21 protein-coding genes, 2 tRNA genes and 1 pseudogene are annotated in these 24,506 nt (G+C 62.0%); 11 read left to right on the top strand and 13 right to left on the bottom strand.

Annotated elements, in window-relative coordinates; genetic code table 11:
* Window positions 1-122: 122 nt before the first annotated feature.
* Both A9D13_RS09965 and A9D13_RS09960 read left to right on the top strand, forming a co-directional pair.
* Window positions 123-1,397: a dicarboxylate/amino acid:cation symporter gene (locus A9D13_RS09965; RefSeq protein ID WP_229665226.1), complete on the top strand. Its 1,275-nt coding sequence runs from the start codon at window positions 123-125 to the stop codon at window positions 1,395-1,397.
* A 104-nt stretch (window positions 1,398-1,501) separates the two neighbouring features.
* Window positions 1,502-2,122 (top strand): superoxide dismutase, encoded by a 621-nt coding sequence (locus A9D13_RS09960; RefSeq protein ID WP_066772948.1) that lies wholly within the window; start codon window positions 1,502-1,504, stop codon window positions 2,120-2,122.
* A gap of 76 nt (window positions 2,123-2,198) precedes the next feature.
* Here the strand turns inward: A9D13_RS09960 and A9D13_RS09955 are convergent, their stop codons facing one another.
* The 3 genes from A9D13_RS09955 to A9D13_RS09945 all read right to left on the bottom strand — a co-directional run bounded on the left by A9D13_RS09955 (window position 2,199) and on the right by A9D13_RS09945 (window position 4,321).
* Window positions 2,199-3,425 (bottom strand): AI-2E family transporter, encoded by a 1,227-nt coding sequence (locus tag A9D13_RS09955; protein WP_082922261.1) that lies wholly within the window; start codon window positions 3,423-3,425, stop codon window positions 2,199-2,201.
* A gap of 54 nt (window positions 3,426-3,479) precedes the next feature.
* Window positions 3,480-4,073 carry a sigma-70 family RNA polymerase sigma factor gene (locus tag A9D13_RS09950; RefSeq protein ID WP_066773981.1) on the bottom strand — a complete coding sequence of 198 codons (594 nt, stop codon included), beginning with the start codon at window positions 4,071-4,073 and terminating at the stop codon, window positions 3,480-3,482.
* 65 nt (window positions 4,074-4,138) lie between these two features.
* On the bottom strand, window positions 4,139-4,321 hold the full coding sequence (locus A9D13_RS09945) for a NepR family anti-sigma factor (protein WP_156521992.1): 183 nt from the start codon (window positions 4,319-4,321) through the stop codon (window positions 4,139-4,141).
* A 388-nt stretch (window positions 4,322-4,709) separates the two neighbouring features.
* Here A9D13_RS09945 and A9D13_RS09940 point away from each other — a divergent pair, with 388 nt between their 5' ends.
* Window positions 4,710-6,377 carry a CHASE domain-containing protein gene (locus A9D13_RS09940; RefSeq protein WP_066772946.1) on the top strand — a complete coding sequence of 556 codons (1,668 nt, stop codon included), beginning with the start codon at window positions 4,710-4,712 and terminating at the stop codon, window positions 6,375-6,377.
* 63 nt (window positions 6,378-6,440) lie between these two features.
* Window positions 6,441-7,010 (top strand): hypothetical protein, encoded by a 570-nt coding sequence (locus A9D13_RS09935; RefSeq protein WP_156521991.1) that lies wholly within the window; start codon window positions 6,441-6,443, stop codon window positions 7,008-7,010.
* Between the two features lie 15 nt (window positions 7,011-7,025).
* On the opposite strand, the gene A9D13_RS09930 is transcribed toward A9D13_RS09935, so the two are convergent.
* A complete protein-coding gene (locus tag A9D13_RS09930; RefSeq protein WP_066773978.1) occupies window positions 7,026-7,823 on the bottom strand; it encodes a response regulator in 798 nt (265 codons plus the stop codon).
* 222 nt (window positions 7,824-8,045) lie between these two features.
* Between A9D13_RS09930 and A9D13_RS09925 the strand changes: the two genes are divergently transcribed.
* A complete protein-coding gene (locus A9D13_RS09925) occupies window positions 8,046-8,792 on the top strand; it encodes a Crp/Fnr family transcriptional regulator (RefSeq protein ID WP_172808142.1) in 747 nt (248 codons plus the stop codon).
* A gap of 297 nt (window positions 8,793-9,089) precedes the next feature.
* On the opposite strand, the gene A9D13_RS09920 is transcribed toward A9D13_RS09925, so the two are convergent.
* The 9 genes from A9D13_RS09920 to A9D13_RS09880 all read right to left on the bottom strand — a co-directional run bounded on the left by A9D13_RS09920 (window position 9,090) and on the right by A9D13_RS09880 (window position 18,746).
* Window positions 9,090-9,527 carry a response regulator gene (locus A9D13_RS09920; RefSeq protein ID WP_066773976.1) on the bottom strand — a complete coding sequence of 146 codons (438 nt, stop codon included), beginning with the start codon at window positions 9,525-9,527 and terminating at the stop codon, window positions 9,090-9,092.
* Between the two features lie 144 nt (window positions 9,528-9,671).
* Window positions 9,672-10,823: a GNAT family N-acetyltransferase gene (locus tag A9D13_RS09915; protein ID WP_066772940.1), complete on the bottom strand. Its 1,152-nt coding sequence runs from the start codon at window positions 10,821-10,823 to the stop codon at window positions 9,672-9,674.
* 75 nt (window positions 10,824-10,898) lie between these two features.
* Window positions 10,899-11,729, bottom strand: coding sequence for a sterol desaturase family protein (locus A9D13_RS09910; protein WP_066772938.1), 831 nt, complete (start codon window positions 11,727-11,729; stop codon window positions 10,899-10,901).
* 266 nt (window positions 11,730-11,995) lie between these two features.
* Window positions 11,996-12,274 carry a hypothetical protein gene (locus tag A9D13_RS09905; RefSeq protein ID WP_066772936.1) on the bottom strand — a complete coding sequence of 93 codons (279 nt, stop codon included), beginning with the start codon at window positions 12,272-12,274 and terminating at the stop codon, window positions 11,996-11,998.
* An 87-nt stretch (window positions 12,275-12,361) separates the two neighbouring features.
* A complete protein-coding gene (gene lptG / locus A9D13_RS09900; RefSeq protein ID WP_066772934.1) occupies window positions 12,362-13,459 on the bottom strand; it encodes an LPS export ABC transporter permease LptG in 1,098 nt (365 codons plus the stop codon).
* Window position 13,460: 1 nt separating this feature from the next.
* Complete coding sequence (locus tag A9D13_RS09895; RefSeq protein WP_082922343.1) at window positions 13,461-14,741, bottom strand: LptF/LptG family permease; 1,281 nt, start codon at window positions 14,739-14,741, stop codon at window positions 13,461-13,463.
* Window positions 14,742-14,917: 176 nt separating this feature from the next.
* Window positions 14,918-15,271: an ATP-dependent Clp protease adapter ClpS gene (gene clpS / locus A9D13_RS09890; protein ID WP_066773975.1), complete on the bottom strand. Its 354-nt coding sequence runs from the start codon at window positions 15,269-15,271 to the stop codon at window positions 14,918-14,920.
* A 303-nt stretch (window positions 15,272-15,574) separates the two neighbouring features.
* Window positions 15,575-16,417 (bottom strand): phasin family protein, encoded by an 843-nt coding sequence (locus A9D13_RS09885; protein WP_066773973.1) that lies wholly within the window; start codon window positions 16,415-16,417, stop codon window positions 15,575-15,577.
* Between the two features lie 487 nt (window positions 16,418-16,904).
* Window positions 16,905-18,746 (bottom strand): PHA/PHB synthase family protein, encoded by a 1,842-nt coding sequence (locus A9D13_RS09880; protein ID WP_172808161.1) that lies wholly within the window; start codon window positions 18,744-18,746, stop codon window positions 16,905-16,907.
* 350 nt (window positions 18,747-19,096) lie between these two features.
* On the opposite strand from A9D13_RS09880, the gene A9D13_RS09875 reads away from it, so the two are divergent.
* From A9D13_RS09875 to A9D13_RS21420, 6 genes and pseudogenes are all read left to right on the top strand, one after another.
* A complete protein-coding gene (locus tag A9D13_RS09875) occupies window positions 19,097-20,287 on the top strand; it encodes an LL-diaminopimelate aminotransferase (protein WP_066772927.1) in 1,191 nt (396 codons plus the stop codon).
* Between the two features lie 84 nt (window positions 20,288-20,371).
* Window positions 20,372-20,445: transfer RNA gene (locus A9D13_RS09870), tRNA-Cys, on the top strand.
* A gap of 52 nt (window positions 20,446-20,497) precedes the next feature.
* Window positions 20,498-20,573, top strand: a tRNA-Thr gene (locus A9D13_RS09865).
* 103 nt (window positions 20,574-20,676) lie between these two features.
* Window positions 20,677-22,395 (top strand): tyrosine-type recombinase/integrase, encoded by a 1,719-nt coding sequence (locus tag A9D13_RS09860; protein WP_229665224.1) that lies wholly within the window; start codon window positions 20,677-20,679, stop codon window positions 22,393-22,395.
* A 45-nt stretch (window positions 22,396-22,440) separates the two neighbouring features.
* Window positions 22,441-23,991 (top strand): type I restriction-modification system subunit M, encoded by a 1,551-nt coding sequence (locus tag A9D13_RS09855; protein WP_082922258.1) that lies wholly within the window; start codon window positions 22,441-22,443, stop codon window positions 23,989-23,991.
* A pseudogene (locus A9D13_RS21420) lies at window positions 23,988-24,503 on the top strand (restriction endonuclease subunit S); the annotation flags it as partial. The gene A9D13_RS09855 and the pseudogene A9D13_RS21420, both read left to right, overlap by 4 nt.
* Between the last annotated feature and the right edge of the window lie 3 nt (window positions 24,504-24,506).

Here is a 24,506-nt window from a genome sequence, read left to right as displayed (position 1 = left end):
CCCTAAGTCGCTGGTGCGGGTGTGCGCGCGGTTGCGCGAGAGTCTCTGCTCCTCCATGTCACCTCACCGCGATACAGGAAAGGGGCAGCGCGATTCGAGACACCGCAGACCAGGACCGTCCGGTGGAAACAGGCGCAAGCGCCGCCACCCTCGATGCTCCCGAAATTCGCATGCCGACATGGGCGACATTGGGCGGGCTCCTGGCCGGGATCGCGCTGGGTATCGCGCTGCGCGGCACGGGGGGAGAGGCGTTCGTCAGCACTTTCCTTGGCCCTGTTGGTACGCTCTGGCTCCATGCGCTGCAGATCACCATCGTGCCGCTGGTTGCATCGCTGGTGGTGACCGGCATGATGCACATGGCGCGCGCCGCGCGGGCAGGGCGCATGGCATTGCTTACGCTTGGCAGCTTCGCCGCGATCCTCGTCTCCGGGGCGGTGCTGGCCGCTTTGTTGATGCCCGCGATCCTCACCGCCTTTCCGGTGCCGGAGGGAACGGCCGCCGGTTTCGCGCTGGATGCCGATGCGGGCGCGATCCCTGCGCTGGGCGATTTCATCACAGGTTTCATTCCGACCAATATCTTTGCCGCTGCGTCCGAAACCGCGATGGTCCCCATCGTGCTGTTCGCCGCCGCCCTGGCGCTGGCGGCGATGAAGCTGAACCAGCCGCAGCGCGAGATGATCGCTCTCTTTTTCGCCTCTGTCGCCAATGCCATGCTGGTGATGATCGGCTGGGTGCTCAAGGTCGCGCCGATCGGCGTGTTCGCGCTGGGTGCGGCGCTGGGAGCGGGCGCTGGCATCGCTGCCGTGGCGACATTGGGGCATTACATCCTGGCCGTATCCTCGATCGGCTTCGTGATTTTCCTGTCCGCGTATGTGCTGGCGGCGGTGCGGGTAAAGGCGGGGCTCGCCGCATTCGCCCGCGCCGTGCTGCCCGCGCAGGCGGTGGCATTGTCGACGCAAAGCTCGCTCGCCAGCCTGCCGCCGATGCTGGCGGGTGCGAAGCGGCTGGGTGTCGATGACGATACAGCCGATTTCGTGCTGCCCATGGCGGTCACCGTGTTTCGCGCGACCAGCCCCGCCATGAACCTCGCCGTGGCGATCTATGTCGCCTACCTCCTCGGCATTCCGGTCACGGCGGGGACATTGGTGGCGGGCGTCGTCGTCGCTTCGCTCACCACGCTGGGCGCGCCCTCGCTGCCCGGTTCGATCAGCTTTGTCGCCTCCATCGGCCCCATCGCCATCGCCATGGGCGTGCCGGTCGCGCCGCTGGCCGTGCTGGTCGCGGTGGAGATGCTGCCCGACATCATGCGCACGGTCGGCAATGTCACGATGAATGTCGCGGTTACGGGCGCGGTGGACCGCCATACCGTCACCGCAACGCCGGATTCCGCAGATTAAGCGCAAAGAATCGGAATTTTCCGCATCTGCAACCCAATCGGCCCCTTGTCGGTTGGGTTAATGAGCCCCAAGTCGCACCACGCGAGACAAACAGGAGATTTACAATGGCGATCGCCTTCCCCGACCTTCCCTATGCCGATGACGCGCTGGCCCCGGCCATCTCGGCCACCACGCTGCAGACGCACCACGGCAAGCATCACAAGGCCTATGTCGACAAGACCAATGCTGCCGTAGAGGGCACCGATCTCGCCGATGCATCGCTTGAAACGATCATCGCCGAAGCTGACAGCGCCGGTAACGCAGGCCTGTTCAACAATTCGGCGCAGAGCTGGAACCACGCTTTCTACTGGAACTCGATGTCGCCTTCGAGCGCGGCTCCTTCGGGTGAGCTGGCTGCTGCCATCGACGCCGCTTTCGGTTCCGTGGACGCGCTCGTCGAAAAGCTGCAGACCGCAGGCGCAGGCCACTTCGCCAGCGGCTGGGTGTGGCTGGCAGCCGATGCCGACGGCAAGCTCTCGGTCGAAGAGACGCATGATGCCGGCACGCTCGCCATCGGCGGCAAGAACCCGCTCCTCACGCTCGACGTTTGGGAGCACGCCTATTACCTCGACCACAAGAACGTGCGTCCCGACTATCTGAAGGCGGTCACCACCGGCCTCATCAACTGGGATTTCGCGGCAGAGAACTATGCCCGCGGCACGATCTGGAGCTATCCGTCGGCCTGATCGACGGTTTCCAAAGCCAGATACGAAAAGGCCGGGCATCGCGCCCGGCCTTTTTTGTGTCTGGCTTTGGAATTTCTTATTCCGGATCTTCCTCCTCCGGCGGCAGGAACAGCGATTCCCCGAACAGGAAGCCGACGATGTTCGGATGGCCCAGATGCTGGAACACCGCGATCAGCGTGATCAGGATCGGCACCGACAGCAGCGCGCCCAATACGCCCCAGATCCATGTGAAATAGCTGATCGCGATCAGGATCAGCACCGGGTTCACGGTAAAGCGCTTGCCCAGGATTGCGGGCGTGACGGCATTGGCCTCCACCGCGTGCAGACCCAGATAGCAAGCCGCGGGGATCAGGCCGAGAAAGATCGTGTCCGCCGTGCCCAGACCGACCAGCAGCAAGATGCCCGTCATCACCAGCGGCCCCAGATAGGGCAGGAAGTTCAAAAGCGCGGCCAGACCGCCCCACATCACCGGCGCATCAAGGCCCAGCGCCCATGCGCCCAGCCCCGCGATAACGCCCACGCCCGCGTTGATAAGGCCGACGGTCAGAATATAGCTCGCCACCCGGTCCTGCACGTCGCGGATCGCGCGCGCGGCGCGCAGCGAAGCGTCGAATTCGGCGCGTTCCAGCAGCAGGCGCCGGCGCAGGCGCACGCGCGCCTCTATCATGAAGAACGCCATCAGCAGCGTCAGCAGCGTTTCAAGGACCAGCGTCGGCGTTGCCAGCGCCAGTCGCTCGATCATCGAGGGGGAGGCGATCACCACCTCGTTCGTCGATCCGCGTCCGGCCAGCTGGCCCAGCCGCTGATTGAGGTCGTTGATCCAGTCGAGCTGCCCGCGAAACTGGGTGAAGGTGTCGTCGATGGAGGCGACAAGCTGCGGCACCCGGTCGAACAGGTCGATGGCAGGCGACAATATCGTCGCCAAGGCCAGCAGGACCACCCCGATGAACACCACCACCGCCATGAAGGACGCGATGAGATTGGAAACGCCCAGCCGCGTCATCGTATCGGCCAGCGGCGACAGGATGATGGTCAGCACCAGCGCGGTGACCAGCGGCAGGAACACCACCGCCCCGATCGACAGCACGAAGGGCAGGGCGAGGAACAGCCCCAGCCCCAGCACCAGCAGCAATGCCGATGCCAGACGGTTGAGATCGCGGCTCACCCAGATGGTGGTGCGATGCGTATCGTCGGGCTGGTCGCCCGGCTCCTTCGCGTTGCCATGATTGCGGTCCACCACAATCGGGTCGGCGCCTGTGGGGCCGGGGGCCGGGGCCGGGGGAGGGTTACTCGCTTCGTTCATCGGCGCGGCACCCCCTCCGGTCCGCTATGGTGGGTTCGGTCAGGCCTTGGTGCCTTAACCGCCCGGGTTCGACTGGGGCTCGGCCATCGAATCGAGCTCACCCATGATGGCGTTATGCGCCACCGCGTCATCTGTCGAGCGTTGCGGGATCGAGCCTTCGTCGAGCATCGAATTCAGCGCGGCGCGGGCGCGGCCCACGCGGCTCTTGATCGTGCCGACGGCGCATCCGCAGATCTCGGCTGCCTCTTCGTAAGAAAAGCCGCCGGCACCCACCAGCAACAGCGCCTCGCGCCGTTCGGGCGGGAGCGTCAGCAGCGCACGATGCATGTCCGACAGGTGCAGCGGGCTTTCCTGTCCCGCAGGCGCGGTCAGCACGCGTTCTGCCACCGTCTCGTCATAATCGGCACGGAAACGATTGCGGCGCATATCGGTGAGATAGGCATTCCTGAGAATCACGAAGGTCCATGCGCGCATCGACGTGCCGGGCTGGAAACGCTCTTGCGCGGCCCATGCCTTCATCAATGCTTCCTGCACCAGATCATCGGCCAGGTCCGGCCGTCCGCAAAGACCGCGCGCGAATGCGCGCAGATGCGGAATAACCTCGGTCAGCTCTCGTTTGAATTCCCTTGCGCGGGTGGCTTCATCCATTTCCACCGCTTCGCCGTTTGCCCCATTCGCGGTACCGCTGCCTGCGGTCTCGGTGCGAGCGGTCATCAGCTATCCTCGCCGTCGAGCTTTTTCAGCAGGTCGCCGAAACTGTCGGGGAGCGGCTCTTCCACCACCGAATCGTAAAGCTGGCGCAGGCCCACCGCCCATTCGGGGCGCTGACCCGGGCCGTCCTTGCCCACGGGGCGACGGTCACCGTTTTTCGGTTCGTCTGATTGATCTTTCTTCACGTTACCCTTGCCTGTCATCTCGCCGGCTACAGCTCCGAATTACTTCCTGCCGGGGTCTCGCAAATGGCATGCGAAACCCGCTTTGCAGCAGGGGCCGGGGGCGTCGATTGGATTGCCGGACCCCTCGATCCACTATCCGGCTCAATTTCGGGAACGTTCCGCCCCCACGATGGTTCCCGCCGACACAGGAGTTTCATTTTCGCGCCTGTTCACGAGGATCATCCGGTCCGCGAGGCTTTTCCGGCAATGGCGTCGGCAGTCCGGGCAGATGCGGCGGCGAAGTATTGCAAGAGGGGCCTACCAGATCGCCGACGGGGATTACAGTAGCGGCACGTCGTCGCAACCGGGCGGTAGCAGGGCATCGAGCCAGAGCCGGGCGGAACGCCGCATGGGCGGCGTCTTGCGCTGGTTCTCACGCTTTCCACGCGCCTTGCCGCTGGCGATCTTCCTTCTCATCACGGGCCTCACATTGCTGGGCGTCTATGCGATCGAGCGGGCAGAAAGCGATGCGCGCCGCGCCGATATCGAACAGCTTGCGGTCGAGGTCAGTTCCGCGTTGGAGCGCAGGGCCAATTCGAATGCCGCCTATCTCAGATCGGGTGCGGCCTTGTTCGCCAGCCAGGAAAGCGTGCCTGCACCGCTCTTCCAGACTTTTATCGGGCAATTGCGGCTCGATGCGAATTTCCGCGGGGCAGAGGGGATCGGTTGGGCCGCGCGAGTCAATACGACCGACATCCCGGCGTTCCAGCAGGCCATGCGCGAAAGCGGGGTGGAGGATTTTCGCATTCATCCCATGCCGCGTTCCGACCAGGCCTATGCGGTCCCGGTCACCAATCTCCAGCCGCTGACCGAGCGCAATCGCCGTGCCATCGGCTTCAACATGTATTCCGAACCCGTCCGCGGCGAAGCCATGCGCGAAGCGGAGGAAACCGCCCGCCCCACCGCATCGGGCAAGGTCGTACTGGTACAGGAAGGCGGGGAGAACGCAGCAGGCTTCCTCGTCTACATGCCAGTCTTTCGCGCAAGGCCGGGACAAAACGGCGGACGGGACCTGAAAGGCTATGTCTATAGCCCCTTCAACGCACAGGATTTCGTCGATTCCGCGCTTCAGGGCATGGAAAACCGCACTGTCCAGATGCGCGTCTATGACGAGGAAGTCGCACCCGAACGGCTGATGGCGGAACGCGCCGTCGGCGAGCCGGGCGGCGAGGTCGTGCGCCAGCAGGTCAATATCGCCAATCGCCACTGGATCGTGGTGCTGCATTCGCTGCGCCCCTCGGCCCTCAGCCAGATTTCGCTGATCACGCTGATCGCGGGTTTCACCTGCTCGACGCTGGCGCTGGCCATCGCATGGCTGCTGACGCGCCAGGCGGTGGAGGCGCGCGAAATCATTTCCCTGCTGGAAGAGCAGGCGGCGATCCGCAACTCGCTGACGCGTGAGCTTAATCACCGCGTCAAGAATACGCTGGCCAATGTGCTGTCGATCGTCTCGCTCACGCGCCGCAGGGCGACCGACATCGACAGTTTCGCCGATTCCCTCGACGGCCGTATCCGCGCGCTGTCGGCGACGCATGACCTGCTAACCCAGTCCGAATGGGGCACGACCCCGGTCCGGTCCGTGATCGAGGTCGAGATGGCGCCCTATGCGCAGGCACGCGATGCGCTGGTCGAAATGGATGGTCCGCATGTGGAACTGGCCCCGAATGACGCGCTTTCGCTGGGTCTTGCGGTTCACGAACTGGCGACCAATGCCGCCAAATATGGCGCGCTTTCCACGGCCGACGGCAAAGTCGAGGTCAATTGGGATCTCGTCTCCGAAGAGCTGGTGCGCGTGCGCTGGCGCGAAAGCGGCGGCCCGCCTGTCCCCGAAAAGCGCCCGCGCGGTTTCGGGACCGAACTGATCGAAAAGATCGTCGCGCATGAATTGCGCAACCCGGTCGAGCTGATGTTCGAAACATCTGGCGTACGCTGCACCATGCTGATCCCGGTACGCAAACCCAGCGAGTTCATGATACGCGCCAAGCGCATGCAGCAGCGGATCGACGGGAAGGGCTGATCTTTCGGACCGCATCGCCACGGCTTTAACCGAACGCAAACCGCCATCGTGCACGATCTGCGGATGGTCGCACCTGCCCGAAAATGTCCGCCCGATTGCGGTAATCCCCATCACGTGCCGGACGAGTTGCGCATCCAAAGCGTTCGCTGCGACAAGTATCATGATTGGCTGCTCGAGCAGGCGAAAAGCCTGAGGCTGCGCGACAAGAGTTCGGGGCAGGCGGCTCCGCCATTGGCGGACTATGTCATGGCGCTCCACCGGGCGGTCCGGCGGTCAAAAGGGCTTGATGAATATACAGGTAAGCAGGTCAAATGGTATCGCATCAACCACCAGCGCCCCGCCGGACCCGGCCGCCGCAAGCATCGCACGCGCGGTACATGGCCCAGCGTCGATCATTACAATGGGACTGGAAAGCTCGATTACCGGATCTGCTCGGCCACGGTGAATTTCGCCAAGAGCGCGCTGGACGAGGCCGCGTTCGTCGATTTGTGCCGTAAGGTGGTGAGGCACCACAACAAGGCGCAAAGCGAACGCAACGAACGCGTCGCCAGCGCCCGCCGCGCGGCTAAGGCGCACGCGGCGCAGCATGCAAAAAGCGCCCGGAACCCGAAGGTGCCGAGCGCTTCCGCATGAACTGTCTTTAATGCCTTATGGCAGCGGGCTGCTTGATCCGAAGAACAGCGCCTGGCTGATCGCGGCACGAACGGTGCTTTCCTGAAACGGCTTGGTGACCAGATAGGTCGGCTCGGGGCGGTCGCCCGTCAGCAGGCGTTCGGGATAGGCGGTGATGAAGATCACCGGCACCGAATCGAGCGCGAGAATATCATCCACCGCGTCGAGGCCCGAGGAGCCGTCTGCAAGCTGGATATCTGCGAGCACGAGGCCCGGCATCTGGTCGGCGATGACATCCTGCGCCTGCGTGCGCGTGGCGGCGGTGCCGCAGATGTCATGGCCCAGCGAACGCACGAGATCTTCGAGCTGCATCGAGATCAGCGGCTCGTCCTCGATGATGAGGACATTGGTCGCGGATTCGCGATCAATCTCGCTCACCGCCTCCTGAACAAGGCCTTCGACCTCGTTCTCGGTCAGGTCCATGATCTCTGCCGCCTGCTGGATCGAGAAATCCTCCAGCGTGGTCAGCAGCAGCGCCTGGCGGTTGAGCGGCGTGATGACGGCAAGCCGCTCCTGCGCAGCGGTCTCATGGTCACCGACGAAATCTTCGTCGGCAGCGACCTGCAGATAGGCGCTGGCCCACAGCTTGTTGAACGCGCGATACAGCGGCACACGGCCGCCTTCGGCAAGGCTCTCCTTTAGTTCCGGATCGGCGAGGACCGCTTCGAGCGTGGCGCGCACGAATGCGTCACCCGTGCTCTGGGATCCGGACAATGCGCGGGCGTACCGGCGCAGATATGGAAGATTGGCGGCAACTTTGGCCCCAAGAGACATGAATACCCTTCCCTTAAGTGCAATGTCGGCTTCAACGCGCGCGTCGCGAGAAGGTTCCCGCGGATATAGGCCATTCCGGCCACGGCCCGACATGGCGGTGATGTGATCCTAATGTTGTTGCTTATTGCTGCAAGCGCAATATGCATAACGCAGAAATTGTGCCGAGCGGGTCGGCTGCAAACTTGATGCCCTGAAATGGGCCGAATGCATGAGAAACTCCGGATGAAAAGTTCTCAGGCGAGTGTCGCCTGCACCAGCTGTCCCCTGCTCGCGTGTCCGGGTCTGATCGACGCCAGTCAGGAAAGGCTGGTCGAAACCCAGAAATTCAAGCAGGGCGAGATCGCGCTGGATAAAGGCGGCCAGGCCATTATCCAAGGCGCGCGCAGTCCGCAGATCTATTCGGTGCTATCGGGTGTGTTGATCCGTTTCCGCCTGCTGGATGACGGGCGGCGGCAGATCATCAATTTCCTGTTTCCCGGCGACCTCATCGGCCTGCAGTCGATGCTGGATGAGCCGATGACACACGGAGTCGAGGCGCTGACCCCGGCTCGGCTGTGCTGCTTTCCGCGTGACGGCTTTCTCGATTTCGTCGGCGCCAATCCGCATCTGGGCTATGACATCATCTGGCTCGCCGCCAAGGAAGAGGCGGCGCTGGAAGAGCATCTCGTCGCGCTGGGGCAAAGGAATGCGCGCGAACGTATCGCCTATCTGGCCCTGTTCCTGATCAAGCGGGCCGAGGCGACCTGCCTTGCCGGCGACGACCACCGGCTTGAGATGACCGTAACGCAGGGTCAGATCGCCGACATGCTGGGATTGTCGCTGGTGCACACCAATCGTTCGATCCAGACCCTGCGCAAGGAAGGGCTGGTCCACTGGTCGCTGACAGAAATCGTGCTGCCAGATCCCGACGCGGTGGCGAATTACGTCCGCTATGATCCCAATCTGTTCGTGAAGCGGCCTTTTCTGTAAAAAATAAACTTTTGAAAACAGGTGGTTGCGAAAAAAATAGCATAGACCGCAAATTTTTCTGCAAGCGCGAGGAACCGCAGGTCGAGGCGATCATTATACCCTTGTCACCGCCGAGACCCCCCCTCCCGTCCAAGCGGCTGGTGATACGATCCCGAAAGGCCATCATCCCACGAAGAGGGGGTGGTGGCCTTTTACGTTGGTTTTTGCGTCAGGCCGTATCAAGCCGAGCGCGTCGCCCTCAGCCTCGCAGGAACACACGCAATTCATGCGTGGACGCAGACGCGTCTTCCGAAAGGATCAATGGTGGGAGATTGCGCCCCTAATGCGCTGGAACAGGCCGGTGCGGCGGGTGTCGCGCACCGCTTCCAAAAGCGCCTCGGGCGCATAGGGCTTGGCGAGGACCTTGCCCATTTCCTTGATGCCGGCGGGGATCGCCTGCGGATTGCCGGTGCTGAATACGATGCGCGGCGGTTGCGGGCCCAGTTCCTTGACCAGCTCTGCCACGGCCCAGCCGTCGTCGCGGTCGACAAGATGCACATCGAGCACCAGCACGTCGGGGCGCTTTTTTTCAAGCGCGGCGACGGCCTGTTTGGTGGAAGAGCACACGGTGACTTCCGGCGAGCCGCCGCCCAGCAGAATGTCTTCCAGCGAAAGAGCCAGGATCGGATCATCCTCCACGACGAGCGCCGTGCCGATCCGGTAATCGGAATCCTTTTGCACGGTGCTTGAACTCATCTGGGCGGTATCCTTGGCGCAGGTCGGTTGTCGATGCGCCATTATACTGCGCACCCGTTAATTCGAACGCCTCGAAATGCTCGCAGGTTCCCGGCCATGTGCGATGGCGGTCGCGCTGTGGCCGTGCGGCAACTGTGGAGAGGCTCAGAGAGCCTTCTGGTAGATGGTGTATTCCTTGTTCACCGTCGCATTGATCGCCTCTGCAATGGCGTTCATCCCCTGATTATCGTCAAGGATCCAGCCGATCTCACCGCGCACACCGCCATAGTCCTTTACCGCGGCACGGCGGATATATTCGATCATCATAAAGGCAAGCTGGCTGGCAAGGCGGCTGCTCTGCAGCTCTTTCTTCACCCCCATCAGCGGCACGCGCATGTCGGCGGGGTAAGGCTTCCTGATCCACTTTAGCAGCTTGAGGAAGCCGAAGGGAAAGAGCTTGCCGCCGATTTCCATGAGCGGGCGGTTGAGATCGGGCAGCGTCATCATGAAGGCGACGGGCTCGCCCTCATACTCTGCGATCATGATCAAATCTTCGCGCACCAGCGGCTTCAGCTTCTTGCCAGTATGCGCAACCTCGCGGTCGGTCAGGGGCACGAAGCCCCAATTTTCGCGCCAAGCATCGTTGAGGAGGCCGAGGATGATCGCCGCCTCCTCGTCGAACTTGCTCTTATCGACGGGGCGAATGCGGATCTTCGCGTTTTTCTCGCCCGACTTGATAATGCGCTGGATCAGCGGCGGATATTCGACGCGAATGTCGATGTCATAGGTGCGCAATGTCTTGGCGGGGGTATAGCCCTGTGCCTCGACCCAGCCTTGATATTGCGGCGCGTGGTGCCCCATCATCACCATCGGCGGGTGGTCATGCCCCATGGTGAGCAGGCCCGGCTCTTCCCAGATCGACAGCGAAATCGGGGCGAGCACGCGGGTCATGCCATGTTCGCGCAGCCAGTCTTCCGCCCGCGCGATCAGCGCCGCGGTCGTTTCCTCGTCCACCGCGTCAAGAAAGCCCCATTGGCCGGTGCCGGGACCAAAGCCCTGCTCGGCCGGCATGTCGAGTGCGAGCTTGTCGTAATGGGCGGAAATGCGTCCGACCGGCTTGCCATCGCGCCTGGCGATAAAAAGCTGCACCTCAGCATGGTCGAAGAACGGGTTCTTTGCCGGGTCCACGACTTCCATCGCCTCGGCGCGCAGCGGAGGGACCCAGTTCGGATCGTCCCTGTTCAGCGCATAGCCGATGTCGACGAAAGCCTTGCGGCCTGCCTTGCCGGAAACCGGCTCGATGGTGAGGTTGGACAAGGGTATCGGTCCTGTCTGGCAATGGAGGCGTGTCAGGCGCCTCCATTATCCGGACGTTTGGGATCAGGCCAGATCTTATTGGGCGATGGTGTTCTTCGACGCATTGGGGTCGAAGCCTTCCTTGCCCTTGACCCGGCGGCGCGGATGGCCCGATGCGATGCCACCCGACAGGTCCTTCACATAGGGCCATTTCGCGGCAATCGCCTCGTCATAGCCGAGGTTGAACACCGTGGGCGAACGCTTGGGGCGGTCCTTCTTGATGTAATAGGTGCCCAGCACGCGGTCCCAGAAATAGTTCGTGATGCCGTAATTGCCGTCCTCGTCGAAATAGTGATGCTCGACGTGGCGCTGCTTCATGTGCTGCACCCACTTCCAGCGCGGCTTGAACGCGAGGTGCTGGATGCAGTGCATGAATTCGTAATAGCAGGTGGTGAGAAGGCCGCCGGCAAAGGCCGCGCAAATGCCGCCCACGCCTCCGATCAGATAACCGACCGGCGCGGTGGCAAGGAAGATCGTCGGCACGGTGGTGTGGAGCGCGCCAAACAGCACTTCCAGATGGTTCGGGTCCTGGTGGTGATCGTAATGGATACGCTTCCACGTCGATGCCAGAGGCTTGATCTTGTACATCCACTGACCGTGCAGGACATACTGGTGCAGCAGGTGCCAGACCAGCGGATAGACGATCAGCGCCGCCGCGAACGAGGCAATCGCGCGGATCGGCGTGGTCGGGAAAAACGCGAAGGCCACCACGCATGCCGCCGTCAGCCCCAGATAGGCGACGATGGTGTAATGCTGGAAATAGGCGACGATCAGCTGCTTCAGCGTCATGCGGTCGAGGTAATGCGACCTCTTCCAGAACGGGAGCTTTTCGTTGCCGGTTTCGGCGGTGGGGTTGCTGTTGGCCATCTGTCTTGCTGCATCTGTTACGGACGGCAGGCGCATAGGCCTGCAACTGTCCCGGAAAACGCGCTGCCCTTAACACAGGGCCCGTGCGGCTGGCCAGATTGCCAGCGACAGGTCCGGTGCGTTTGGGAAGCACGGCGTATCTATGATGCAACGCCTTAACCGCAAGTGAGTGAGGCGCATTGATCCGAATCAAGCGCCTGCAAGCGCAAAGAAAAAGGCCGCCCGGTTGCCCGGACGGCCCTTTTTCATGGCGATGATAAGCCAGATCAGTTGGTTTCGACGCTCATCGACGGATCGCCATCGGCATCGACGGTGGCGGTGGTGCCATCGTCAGTGGTCATGGTGGCGTTCATGCCGTCGCTGTCGATGCTCATCGAAGCGCCGTCTTCGGCGGTTGCGCCTTCGCCGGTGACATCGCCGGTCACGACAGGGGCTGCATCCATGGTCGCGGTTTCATCGGTGGCGGTCGTTTCGGCAGGCTCGCTGCAGGCTGCGACACCAGCAAGGGCGACAGTGGCGAGGGCGGGCAGAATGATCTTCTTCATGGGAAGTCTCTCCATCAATATTGCGGCGCCAGATTGTGGCACGATTGTGGCAAAGACGAATGAAGCGGGAAGAGGTTCCGAAAAACCCTATTCCTCGGTTTTCAAAAGCACCGTTTCGCCGATCAGCAGGAACAGCAAAAACGGCGCCCATGCGGCCAGAAACGGTGGATATCCGCCGAAATTGCCGATGGCGATGGCGGCATTGTCGACCACGAAATAGGCAAAGCCCAGCGCCATGCCGATGACTGCTCGCACGAACAGCTGTCCCGACCGGGCAAGCCCGAATGCGGCAACCGCGCCCAGAAGCGGCATCAATGTGGCGGAAAGCGGGCCGGAAATCTTGTGCCACCATTCGCCGCGGATTTCCTGGGTGCGGCGTCCGGCGGCATCCATCGCGGCGATGGATTCGCGCAATGTGACGATGTCCTCGGACTGAGCGTCGACGGAACTGATCGCGATTTCGCGTGGGGTGATCCCGGTGGCGACCACCGTGTCGCCCGGTTCGCTCTGCTTGGCGGTGGCGATGTTGAAGCGGATCGGGTCCTTCAGCTTCCAGCCCGCGCCGGTAAAACTCGCGCTATCGGCGCGCCATTGTTCAGACAGCATGAGCTGCGGATCGCGGCGATACCAGGTGACCCCGCTCAGCACCATGGACGTGCCGCTGCCCACTGCCGAACGGGCCGACAGGATCGCATCGCCATCGACCAGATAGATATTCGTTCGCGTGCGCCCGCCGGTCGGCACCGGGCCCCATTCGGCCTTTTCCCATGCCGATAGCGTGGCCGTGGCGCGGGTCACGACGCGTTCGTTGAAAACAAAGCTGACGCCCGACACCACCACTGCCGTTGCTACCAGCGGGGCGAGGATCTGGTGCGCCGAGAGTCCGGCCGCCTTCATCGAAATCACTTCCGAGTTCTGATTGAGCGTGGCCAGCGTGATGATCGTCGCCAAAAGCACCGAATAGGGCAGGAACCGCGCGACCAGCTGCGGCGCGCGCAGCGAGACATAGGTCCAAAGCTCGCCCTGCCCATTGCCATCGACGGCAAGAATGTCGCCGCTCGCGCCGAGAAGGTCGAGCATCTGCAGCACGAGCACCAGCATGAAGAGCACCGCGGCGATGCGCACCACGAACATCTTGGCGAGATAGATCGTCAGCCGGCGGGAGGGGAAGAAATCAAGCCGCACCTTAATTCTCCGCCTTCCGGTCGCGTGCCTGCTGCTCGGCCTCCGACCGGGCGCGGCCCCTTGAGGCTGGCTGCGCCTGTTCGCGCGCGGCTTCCTCTGACGCGCGCGCACGGGCGGCCAGTTCGCGCCTGCCGGTAAAGCGCAGCAGGCGGAACAGCACCATCAGCTTCTTGGTGATGATCGCCGCGCCCTTTTCCAGCCAGCCGATCGCTTGCCCGCCGGGCACATAGGCGACGCGCCAGTACATCCACACGATCAACGCGCCGAACAGCAGGAACGGCAGCCATAGCGAGACGATCGGGCTGACGAGACCCAGCGCGGCCACGTCTTCGCCATACTGGTTCACCTTGTGATAGGCGACGACCATCACGATCGACACGAACACGCCCAATGTCGAACTGGATCGTTTCGGCGGGATCGCCAGCGCGACCGACAGCAATGGCAGGAGGAGCATCATCAACACCTCCACCATGCGGAAGTTGAAGCTGGCGCGCGACTGATCGCGGACTTCCTGACTGACTTCCTTGTTCCAGCCCATCTGCAAAAGCTCGGGCAGGATATATTCGCGTTCCGCCCCGCCGCGGGTGCGGAACCGCTCGATCTCCGGAAGGTCGATCGGCAGGTCATAGCTGGCAAAGGAAAGCACGCGCGGGGTCGGGATCGACGGCTGGTCCTGCACGATCGTGCCGTCGGTCAGCCGCAGGATGATGGTGTTCGGCTCTTCCCGGTTCGCCATGAACTTGCCCTGCCGCGCCGAGATCGAAAGCATGTCGCCATCAGGCTTGGTCACGCGCGCGAAAATGCCCCCCAGCTCACGCCCGTTGTCGCGCGACTCCTCGATGCGGAGCGCGGTGCGGTCTTCGAGCGTGGTAAACTCACCCACCTTGATCGAAGCGCCCAATGCGCCCGACTGCAGTTCAAAGGCGAGACGCTGGTAGTCGTAGCGGCTGACCGGCTGGATGAAATAGACCAGCAGGAAATTGAAGGCGAGCAGCGCCAGCGTGATCAGATAGGGCACGCGCAGCAGCCGCCCATAGCCAAGGCCAACGGCGCGCATCACGTCCAGCTCGGAGCTGGTCGCCAGTTTCCGGAAAGCGAAGAGAATGCCCAGCATCAGGCCAAGCGGGATCGCAAGGCTCATATATTCCGGCAGCAGGTTCGCCAGCATCTGGAAAATCACACTGACGGGGCCACCCTCGTTCGCGACCACTTCGAATAGGCGCAGCATCTTGTCGAGGATCAGCAGCGATGCGGCGAGCGCCAGCGTTCCCAGCATCGGCATCAGCACGAGGCGGAACACGTAACGGTCGACGTCGGTGATGAAGTTCTTGAACAAGGGCCCTTGCTGAGCTGCTTTGGATTTGCGCCCGCCATAGTCGAGCGCGGGCGTCAGGTCACGCCCCTCGCGGCAAGATTATGCTTATGCGCAGGGAAAGCGCCGAAGCGCGGACGAAAAACTCAGTCCTTTTCCAGCGTGCATTGCAGCGGGTGCTGATTCGCGCGGGCGAAATCCATGACCTGGTTCACCTTGGTCTCCGCGATCTCATACGGGAACACCCCACACACACCCACGCCGCGCTGGTGAACATGGAGCATGACGCGGGTCGCCTGTTCCATGTCCATGCGGAAATAGCGTTTGAGGACGAGCACGACGAATTCCATCGGCGTGTAGTCGTCGTTGAGCATCAGGACCTTGAACTGGCTCGGCTTCTTGGGCTTGGCACGGGTGCGAGTGGCGATGCCGACCTGGCCTGCGCCATCGGTGCCGCCGCCGTCCTCGCCTTCGCCGTCATCATCGCCATCCGGCCCCATGCGTGGCACGGCCAGCGCGCATACGACTTCGCAGCCCTCGGAATCGAAGGCGTGGGCGGTGAGCGTCAGGTCGGAATCGGGCTGATCAGTCATAATTGTCACGCAGAATATCGTATCGCGGGCCAGCCATACAAGAGGGGGATGCACACGAGGGCGACGAGTGTTGCATCAAGGGCGGTTAAGGAGTGATGATCCGCCACCTTGAAAAAGCGAAGGGGCCGGAAGGCTTGTACCTTCCGACCCCAATGCTGTCTCGGCCCGTTCAGGCCGCGGAGAGCCAGGTCTCCGCCAGATGAGGCTGGCTCAGGCCGCCTTCACCTTTTCCATCGCGAGGCTCACGCGGGTCGACAGCGGCTGGGCCGCGTCGTTTGCGAGCTTGAGCATCGCTTCGGTGTTCTTCGACGACATGGCGACGGCCTTGTCGAAGTTCTTGCGGAGCATCGCGCTCTGCAGCTGGAAGAATTCGGTCGGCGACTTGACCGAAGCCATTTCCTTGACCTCTGCGGTCAGGGCTTCGAACTCGGCCTTGCTGTCGGCAACGGCCGACTTGCCCATGTCTTGGATGCCCGACGCGAAGATCTTGCTCGATTCCACGAAAGCTTCGAGGTTGCCCTTGGCAAACTCACCAGCTTCCGAGAACATTTCGGTGCTCTTCTTGTAGGCTTCCTGCGACTTCGAGGTCATCTCGGTCATCGCATCCTGGAACGACTTGGTCATTTTTTCGGCATCGGTCATTTTTACGAACTCCTGGGACAGACTTACAATTGTTGCTGGCGGAACGGTATTTTCGGCCGGCTTTGGTGCTGGCTTCGCTGCCGAGGCGGCGACCAGCGGCGCCTTTTCCTTCGGCTTTGAAACGGGCTTCGGTTTGGGAGCCGCCTTTGCGGGCGTCTTCTTCACCGGGGCCTTCTTCGGCGTCGCCTTGGCCGGAGCCTTCTTGGCAACCGCCGGAGCGGGCTTCTTCGCGGCCACCTTCTTGGGCGCCGGCTTTTTCGGCGCGACCTTCTTGGCGGCGGGCTTGGGTGCAGGCTTGGCCTCGGGCTTGGGTGCGGGCGTTTCGGTTACCGCGGCAGGCGCGGTGGTCGCTTCCAGCTCGGCCTTGGGAGTGGGCTCGGGGGTTACCGTGTCGGCGACCTTCTCGACCACTTCCTCTACCTTGGGCGCTTCTGCGGGAACTTCGGCCTTGGTCTCTTCGACTTTCGGTTCCGGAGCCTTCGCGGCAGGAGCGGGCGCGGGCTTTGCCGCAGCCTTCGCCGGTGCCTTTTTGGCTGCCGGCTTCTTGGCCGGAGCCTTCTTTACCGGAGGGGCCTTCGACTTGGCCGCGTTATCGGCAGCCTTGCCGGCGGCAGCCTCATAGGCTTTCGCTTCGCTATCCTGTTTGTCTTCTGCCATAGCCAACACCTCTGCATATTTGCGGGGGGTTGATCTCCCGCGTGATGGCCGGTTTCCCCTCCGACCAGCACTGCATTGCTCTCATATCGCCGTCGCTTGTTTCAGCGATGTTGCAATGCACAAATAGGCGTTCGAACTGGCAGAGTCAAAGAATTTTTGTGCAGTGCACAAAAATCGACCCTGCAGGTGCAGCATAAATTCCGAAAGGTGATTCAGGGGTCAGGCGCAAACCCGCCAAGGTTCAGCCTTTTACATACCGGCCCGGCGCGTCCTCGATCACCTTGTCCCCGCGTCCGCCGGGCTTGCGCTTGCCTTTTACAGGCACTTCTTCTGGCCCAAGCTGGCGAATCCAGTCGCGCCAATAGCCCCACCAGCTGCCGGGATTCTCGACGGCCTTGCCGATGAATTCGGGCAGCGAGTCGGGCAATGCGTGATCGTTTTCGGGGAGTGTCCAATACTGGTATTTGCCAGCGACCGGCGGATTGACCACGCCGGCGATATGGCCCGAACCCGCCAGCATGAATTCGATGGGTCCGGCGAAATGGCGGGTTGCCTTCCACACGCTTTCAGGCGGCGCGATGTGATCTTCGCGGCCTGCCTGGATGAAGGTCGGCGTCTTGATCCGGCGCAGGTCGATCGGCGTGCCATTGAGCGTGATCGCATCGGGTACGACCAGCCGGTTGTCCTGATAAAGCTGGCGCAGATATTCGGAATGGAAGCGCGCCGGCAGATTGGTGCCGTGACCGTTCCAGTACAGAAGGTCGAAGGCCTTGTAGTCCTCACCCAGCAGGTAATTGTTGATCACGTAGTTCCACAGGAGGTCGGGACTACGCAGCAGGTTGAACGCGACATTGAGATAACGCCCGTCGAGGAATCCGTCGGCGGCCAGCTTCTCCACCGCGGCAAGCTGGTGCTCGTCGATAAAGGCTTTCAGTTCGCCCGCTTCGGAGAAGTCGACCTGCGCGGTGAAGAAGGTGGCCGAGGCGACCTTGTCCTCTTCGCCGCGCCGCGCCAGCATGGCCAGCGTTGCCGCCAAAGTCGTGCCCGCGACGCAATAACCGATGGTGTGGACCTTATCGACCTTCAGCCGCTTGCGCACCGTGTCGATCGCCTCGACCATGGAGGCGGCGTAATCCTCCCACCCGATATTCGCCATCGAGGCGTCCGCCGATTTCCAGCTGACCATGAAGACCGAGAGGCCATGGTCGAGACACCATTTGACGAAGCTCTTCTTCGCGGTGAGGTCGAGGATGTAGAACCGGTTGATCCACGGTGGGAAGATGATGAGCGGGATTTCCGCCACGGTTTCTGTCGTGGGCGTGTACTGGATCAGCTGGAACAGCGGCGATTCATAGACGACCTTGCCCGGCGTCGACGCGATGTTCTCACCGATCTCGAACGCGCTCTTGTCGGTGTGGCTGAGCTGGCCTGCCTTAAGGTCGCTCAGGAAATGCTCCATCCCGCGCAGCAGGTTTTCGCCGCGGGTTTCCAGCGTGCGTTCGATCACCAACGGATTGGTCAGCGGGAAATGGGCAGGGCTCAGCGCCTCGGTCAAAAGGCGGGTGAAGAATTTGAGCTGCGCCTTGCGGTCGGGAGACAGCCCCTCGACCTGATCGGCGGCGGCGATAAGCTGGTCGGCGGCCATCAGATAGGCCTGGTGCAGCATGGCGAAGACCGGGTTGTCGCTCCATTGCGGATCCCGGAACCTGCGGTCCGAACGCGGCAATGCCTTGCCTTCGCTGCTTCCGGTCGTCGCTTCGCCCATCATGGCCTGAGCGATATTCATGCCTTCGCTCTGAACCTGCGCCATCACGCTTTCCCAAAGCGACAGCAGATCGGCAAAGGCGCGATTCGCCGTTTCCTCTCCGCCCAGCGGGAATTGCATGATCCACTTGCCCGCCATGTCCAGCCAGCGCGAAGGATCGGCAATGCCGCTTGCGGCGATGGCGGGGTTCTCGGTCGCGAATTGCTGCCACATCTGGGCCAGCTCGTTCATTACCGTTGACCATTCATTCGGTTCGGCATCGCTGGCAGGCGCTGCGCCTTCCGGCTTTTCGCTGGCGGGCAGGAAGGCATCGAGCATCTGTTCGGCAGCGGCCGATTGCAGCGCGATCATCTCGCGCATCGGCCCTTCCATCATGGCGACGAAGGGGCCGGCGAACAGGGATGTCGGCAGTTCCATCAATGCGTCGGTCTGAAACTCGTTCTTGCCGTCCTTGACGTTGCCCTCTGCCATTCTTGCGCCTCGCCCGTACTTCCGTGAACCCATTGCGATTACTGCGCCGCGCGCAGCAAAATGGCAACCGTCAGCAGGCGAATTGAAACAATTGCACGCGATTTGCCTTGCGGCGGGCGCTTTCTGGCACCATGGGCGAAGCCTGTGCGTTGCGCTAAGACGGCCCCGCACATTCAACGCCAATGGACAAGAGAGAGATGAGCCAGGACTTTTACCGCATCAAGCGCCTACCGCCATATGTCATCGCCGAGGTGAACGACATGCGGGCAGCGGCGCGGCGAGCGGGACAGGACATCATCGATCTCGGCATGGGCAACCCCGACCTGCCGCCGCCCCAGCATGTCGTCGACAAGCTGTGCGAGGTGGCGCGCAAGGCCGACGCCCATGGCTATTCGCAGTCGAAGGGCATTCCCGGCCTTCGCCGCGCGCAGGCGAACTACTATGGCCGCCGCTTCAACGTGGAACTGGATCCCGAGCGCGAGATCGTCGTCACCATGGGATCGAAGGAGGGGCTGGCCAGCCTGGCCACCGCGATCACCGCGCCCGGCGATGTCATCATGGCGCCCAACCCCAGCTATCCGATCCACACTTTCGGCTTCATCCTTGCCGGTGCGACCATCCGCGAGGTGCCGACCACGCCGGATGAGAAATACTGGACCGCGCTCGACAATGCGATGCGCCATTCGGTGCCGCGCCCGACGGTGCTGATCGTCAATTATCCGTCGAACCCGACGGCGGAGACGGTCGACCTCGCTTTCTATGAGCGGCTGGTCGCGTGGGCGAAGGAGAACAATGTCTGGATCATCTCCGACCTTGCCTATTCGGAACTGTATTACGACGGCAAGCCGACCCGCTCGATCCTCGAAGTGCTGGGCGCGAAGGACGTGGCGATCGAGTTCACCTCGATGTCGAAGACCTATTCGATGGCCGGATGGCGCATGGGTTTTGCCTGCGGCAACAAGGACCTGATCGCGGCGCTGACGCGGGTGAAGAGCTATCTGGATTACGGCGCCTTCACCCCGATCCAGGCGGCGGCCTGCGCGGCGCTGAACGGCCCGCAAGACATCGTCGAGAAAAACCGCAAGCTCTATCAGGCGCGCCGCGACGTGATGGTCGAAGCGTTCGGCCGTGCCGGTTGGGATATCCCCTCGCCGCCCGCATCCATGTTCGCATGGGCTCCGCTGCCCCCTGCATTGAAGGAAATGGGCAGCCTCGAATTTTCCAAACAGCTCCTCACTCATGCCGAAGTCGCGGTTGCGCCGGGCGTGGGTTACGGCGAGCAGGGCGAAGGCTATGTCCGCATCGCCATGGTCGAGAACGAGCAGCGCCTGCGGCAGGCCGCGCGCAACGTAAAGCGCTGGTTCCGCAGCATGGGCATGAACGTCTGATATAAAACTTTGCGCTCCGGCGGTTTTGACCGATTGCCAGATCGGACAAAGGCCGCTAGGGGCGCTACCTCGCACCACAGGTGAGGCCCGATGGCGGAGTGGTGACGCAGCGGACTGCAAATCCGCGCACGCCGGTTCGATTCCGGCTCGGGCCTCCATCTGGTGTCTTGCCGCCCGCGCGCTTCGCGGGTAACGGGGCATCGGTGTTGGGCCGCTTTAGCTCAGTTGGTAGAGCATCGCATTCGTAATGCGGGGGTCACAGGTTCGAGTCCTGTAAGCGGCACCACACTTCCCACAAGCGCCTGATTTCCATCAGGAACCGCAGATTTACCGGCCCTTCATCCTCGCCAGGGTACATGGCGGAGGTACAAAACGTGGGCCTATACATCATGCATATCCTCAAGCACTCGTCGGGTCGTCGCAGCTTCAGGCGAGTGATCCCTGATGACCTTCGGCCCTTCTGTGGCGGGAAACGGGAGCACAAGGTTTCCCTCGGGTTCGAAAGCGATCCAGAGTTCCTGACGCGATACGCGACAGCGAGTGCGGAATGTGACCAGCTCCTCGCCCAGGCCAGGAGGAGGCAGGCGGGCGCACATGACCCGCTCGACCACCTTCTGATCGCCCGCTTGGCCGAAATCTATTATCGGCAGGCTATGGAGGATGACGACGAGGCGCGTTTCTCTCCTGAAGAGCGTAGCCTGTTCGCAAACGTGCGTGACCGCGCACAGGAGCATGATGCCGGAGCGCTCAACTGGCGTGGTGATCCTCGCAGACGCTGGGCCGACAAGAACCGAGAGACCACCGAAGGCATGCTGTCGGTATATCGAGACCGGCGGGCGATTGGTGACGTAGACGGTATCGTGGAGCTGTGGGAAGACGAGGCGCAATTGCTCGCCGAGGTGGACGATGCATTCCTCGATCCCAATGACCATAAAGGCATGCAACGGCTGTGTCTGGCTCTGAACGATGCCGCGATCAAGGCCTGCCAAGACAAGCTGCGCAGGCTGGATGGAGATGAGATCCTGACGCCCTCGGAACCCGAAAGGCAGCCTGGTCCTGCTCGGCAGAAGTCGCAGCCTAACGAGGGTGTGTCCCTTCTCGACATCTATGATCGATACGCCCTGGCCAAGGGTCTCACGCCTGGCGTGCGTGATGAATGGCGTCGGTACATAAAGCGTCTGGTGGAGTTTGTAGGTCACGATGACGCCACTCGAATATCTTCTGACGACCTCCGTGCCTGGCGTGACGTTTTGTTACAGGAGCCTACGAAGCGGGGTGCACGGCGAGACCCTTCCACGGTGCGCGACAAGTACATCACATCGGTTAGGGCTGCCTTGGGTTGGGCGGTGCAGGAACGGGCCCTGTCGACCAATGTGGCGGCAGACGTCGTTGTTGATGTGCCTAAGAAAGCCCGATTGCGTGACCCTGACTTCACTGCGGCAGAAGCCGAGGCGATACTGAAGGCCAGCCTCATGTCTCCGGCAGCGAAGATGTCCGATTGCTATGTTCGCGCTCGTCGATGGATACCCTGGCTATGTGCCTATACTGGGGCTCGCGTGAACGAGTTCAGTCAGTTGCGACGCGAGGATGTGAAGCAGATCGGGGACATCTGGACAGTCCGCATCACGCCAGAAGCGGGAAGGGTGAAGACCAACGAAGCTCGTATCGTCCCCATCCACGAACACCTAATTGAACAGGGTTTCGTCGCTATGGTACTGAGCCAGCCGGAGGGGCCGCTGTTTTACGAACCTGGTCGCCAGCGGGTCGACGTCGAGAGCAATCGGCATTTCAAGAAGGTCGGTGAGCGTTTGGCGAAATGGGTGCGAGACGAGGTGGGCATCACTGACAAGGGTATCAAGCCAAACCATGCCTGGCGGCACACCTTCAAGTCGCTTTCGTACACTGCTGGGATTGAGGAGCGGGTTGCGGACGCTATCCAAGGGCACGCCCCTGCGACGACCGGTAGACGATACGGGAAGCCGCCATTGGTGGCTCTTGCAGAAGCGATCGGGAAAATACCGCGCTTCAATGTGGATACGCCGATCGTCGTGACCTCGACTTCTTCGGAGCGATCGGGGTCTTGCGAGGCGCCAGCGAATGCGGTGTAAGTTCAACTTCGACATTCAGGGCGCGTCCGCGTCCCAGGGGGAAATGTGCCAGTAGACCTTCAGGACCTCACGCGCCGCCTGTTCGCGACGGCGGACCAGTTGTGGACCAACACCGACCTCAGGCCCGACCAGTATGCCCAGCCCGTGCTGGCCCTGATCGCCCTCAGGCAGATGGAGGCGAAGTTCGACCTGGTCCATGAAGAACTGTCGAAGACCTTTACGGGGCGCCTGAAGCCGACCCCGCAGGACTACCATGGCCTCGGGGCAGTCTTCCTACCTGAGCACGCCCGCTTCTCCTACCTCCTAGGCCTGCCGGAGACCGAAGACCTCGCCAAGGCGCTGAACGCGGCAATGGAGGCCATCTCAGAGCACAACCCCGACCTCGCTGGTGTGATGCCCAAGGGCTACGGATCGCTGCCTCAAGGGGTCCTGAAGGAGCTCCTGAGGCTCCTCCAGCCGCTCGACATCGACGGGGACGCATTCGGCCTCATTTTCGAGTACTTCATGGGCGAGTTCGCCTCGTCCTTCATGCAGAAAGGCGGCGAGTATTTCACTCCGGCCTCGATCGTGAAACTGATCGTGGAGGTGCTGGAGCCGTACCACGGGAAAATCTTCGACCCCGCCTGCGGCTCGGGCGGCATGTTCGTGCACTCAGCGGAGTTCGTGAAGCGCCATCACAAGAGCCCGATGCGCGAAATCGGCATCTACGGCACCGAAAAGATGTCGGACACTCAGAAGCTGTGCCGCCTGAACCTGGCGGTCCACGGGCTCTCTGGCGATATCAGGGTGGCCAATAGCTACTACGAAGACCCGCTGGGCATGGTAGGGAAGTTCGACTTCGTCATGGCCAACCCGCCTTTCAATCAGTCCGAGGTCGATCGGGACCGTCTGGTGACTGAGGCGGACGAAGTGGATGCGAGATTTTCACTGGGCATACCTCGCGAGAACAATGCCAACTACCTGTGGATCGGGCTCTTCAATGCCGCCCTGAACGAAACAGGCCGAGCGGGCTTTGTCATGGCGAACTCGGCTTCCGACAAAGAGCGGGACATGCGCCGCAAGCTGGTGGAGAGCGGAGCGGTGGATGTGATCATCTCGACGTCCCCCAACATGTTTTTCACAGTGACCCTGCCGGTGACCTTGTGGTTCCTCGACAAAGCAAAAGCGAAAGGTGAGCGGGCCGACCAGGTGCTCTTTATCGACGCCCGACACATCTTCCGCCAGGTGACCCGTGCGCATCGCGAGTACACCCCGGACCAGATCGAGTTCCTAGGCAACATCGTGCGCCTGTGGCGTGGGCAGGATGAAGAGCTGGATGCAGGTAGCGGCCAGCAGATGACTGAGACCTTTGGTGACGAGGGCTACAAGGATATCCCAGGCCTCTGCAAGGTTGCTAGCCGCACCGAAATTGCCGCGCACGACTGGAGCCTGAACCCTGGCCGCTATGTGGGCGTGGCGCCTGGCGAGGAGCCCGATGACGAGGACTTCAAGGAGCGACTGGAGGCCCTGCAGGAGGAACTCGAGGGACTAAACGCCGAGGCGACGCGCCTGCAGGAGTTGATCGGGCGGAATGTCGCTGAGGTGCTGGTAGCATGACCGCGTGGTCAACCGTCCGTATGGGGGAATTGGCTGACTTCCGAAACGGCCTGAACTTCAACGCATCAGATCGTGGGCCAGGTGTGGCTGTCGTTGGCATCCCCGAGTTCCAGGACAGGTTGTTTGTAGAGTATTCGGGGCTCGATGAAGTCACGCAAACGGTTGTCAAATCGGACAGCGACCTGCTCAAAGCGGGCGACATTCTTTTCGTTCGGTCGAATGGCAATCGCGAGCTTATCGGTAGATCACTTTTGGTCCGTGAGGCGCCTCCGAAGCCTACGTCCCACTCCGGGTTTACCATCCGATTGCGTTTCAAGGACGTCAGGGCTGACCCTCGCTATTTCGCATACTTGGTGCGGAGCGACAGTATCAGGCGGCGAATGTCCAACCAGGGAGGCGGGACAAACATCAACAACCTCAACCAGGGCATCCTTTCCAACCTTGAAGTCCCTCTTCCCCCTCTCGACACCCAACGGCGCATCGCGGCGATCCTGGGGGCGTATGACGACCTGATC

The organism is Croceicoccus mobilis (assembly GCF_001661965.1).
In the GTDB taxonomy this organism is placed as follows: Bacteria; Pseudomonadota; Alphaproteobacteria; order Sphingomonadales; family Sphingomonadaceae; genus Croceicoccus; species Croceicoccus mobilis.
Note: the sequence above shows the minus strand (reverse complement) of the source record. Positions and strands in the feature narration are given on the sequence as shown.

What these genes read in the sequence shown, in the direction of transcription:
- A9D13_RS09960 (WP_066772948.1), top strand. Translation starts at nt 1,502, where the DNA reads ATGGCGATCGCCTTCCCCGACCTTCCCTATGCCGATGACGCGCTGGCC.
- A9D13_RS09955 (WP_082922261.1), bottom strand. Translation starts at nt 3,425, where the DNA reads ATGAACGAAGCGAGTAACCCTCCCCCGGCCCCGGCCCCCGGCCCCACA.
- A9D13_RS09950 (WP_066773981.1), bottom strand. Translation starts at nt 4,073, where the DNA reads ATGGATGAAGCCACCCGCGCAAGGGAATTCAAACGAGAGCTGACCGAG.
- A9D13_RS09940 (WP_066772946.1), top strand. Translation starts at nt 4,710, where the DNA reads ATGGGCGGCGTCTTGCGCTGGTTCTCACGCTTTCCACGCGCCTTGCCG.
- A9D13_RS09935 (WP_156521991.1), top strand. Translation starts at nt 6,441, where the DNA reads ATGGTCGCACCTGCCCGAAAATGTCCGCCCGATTGCGGTAATCCCCAT.
- A9D13_RS09930 (WP_066773978.1), bottom strand. Translation starts at nt 7,823, where the DNA reads ATGTCTCTTGGGGCCAAAGTTGCCGCCAATCTTCCATATCTGCGCCGG.
- A9D13_RS09925 (WP_172808142.1), top strand. Translation starts at nt 8,046, where the DNA reads ATGAAAAGTTCTCAGGCGAGTGTCGCCTGCACCAGCTGTCCCCTGCTC.
- A9D13_RS09920 (WP_066773976.1), bottom strand. Translation starts at nt 9,527, where the DNA reads ATGAGTTCAAGCACCGTGCAAAAGGATTCCGATTACCGGATCGGCACG.
- A9D13_RS09910 (WP_066772938.1), bottom strand. Translation starts at nt 11,729, where the DNA reads ATGGCCAACAGCAACCCCACCGCCGAAACCGGCAACGAAAAGCTCCCG.
- A9D13_RS09905 (WP_066772936.1), bottom strand. Translation starts at nt 12,274, where the DNA reads ATGAAGAAGATCATTCTGCCCGCCCTCGCCACTGTCGCCCTTGCTGGT.
- A9D13_RS09895 (WP_082922343.1), bottom strand. Translation starts at nt 14,741, where the DNA reads ATGCCGATGCTGGGAACGCTGGCGCTCGCCGCATCGCTGCTGATCCTC.
- clpS (WP_066773975.1), bottom strand. Translation starts at nt 15,271, where the DNA reads ATGGGGCCGGATGGCGATGATGACGGCGAAGGCGAGGACGGCGGCGGC.
- A9D13_RS09880 (WP_172808161.1), bottom strand. Translation starts at nt 18,746, where the DNA reads ATGCTCGATGCCTTCCTGCCCGCCAGCGAAAAGCCGGAAGGCGCAGCG.
- A9D13_RS09875 (WP_066772927.1), top strand. Translation starts at nt 19,097, where the DNA reads ATGAGCCAGGACTTTTACCGCATCAAGCGCCTACCGCCATATGTCATC.
- A9D13_RS09860 (WP_229665224.1), top strand. Translation starts at nt 20,677, where the DNA reads ATGCATATCCTCAAGCACTCGTCGGGTCGTCGCAGCTTCAGGCGAGTG.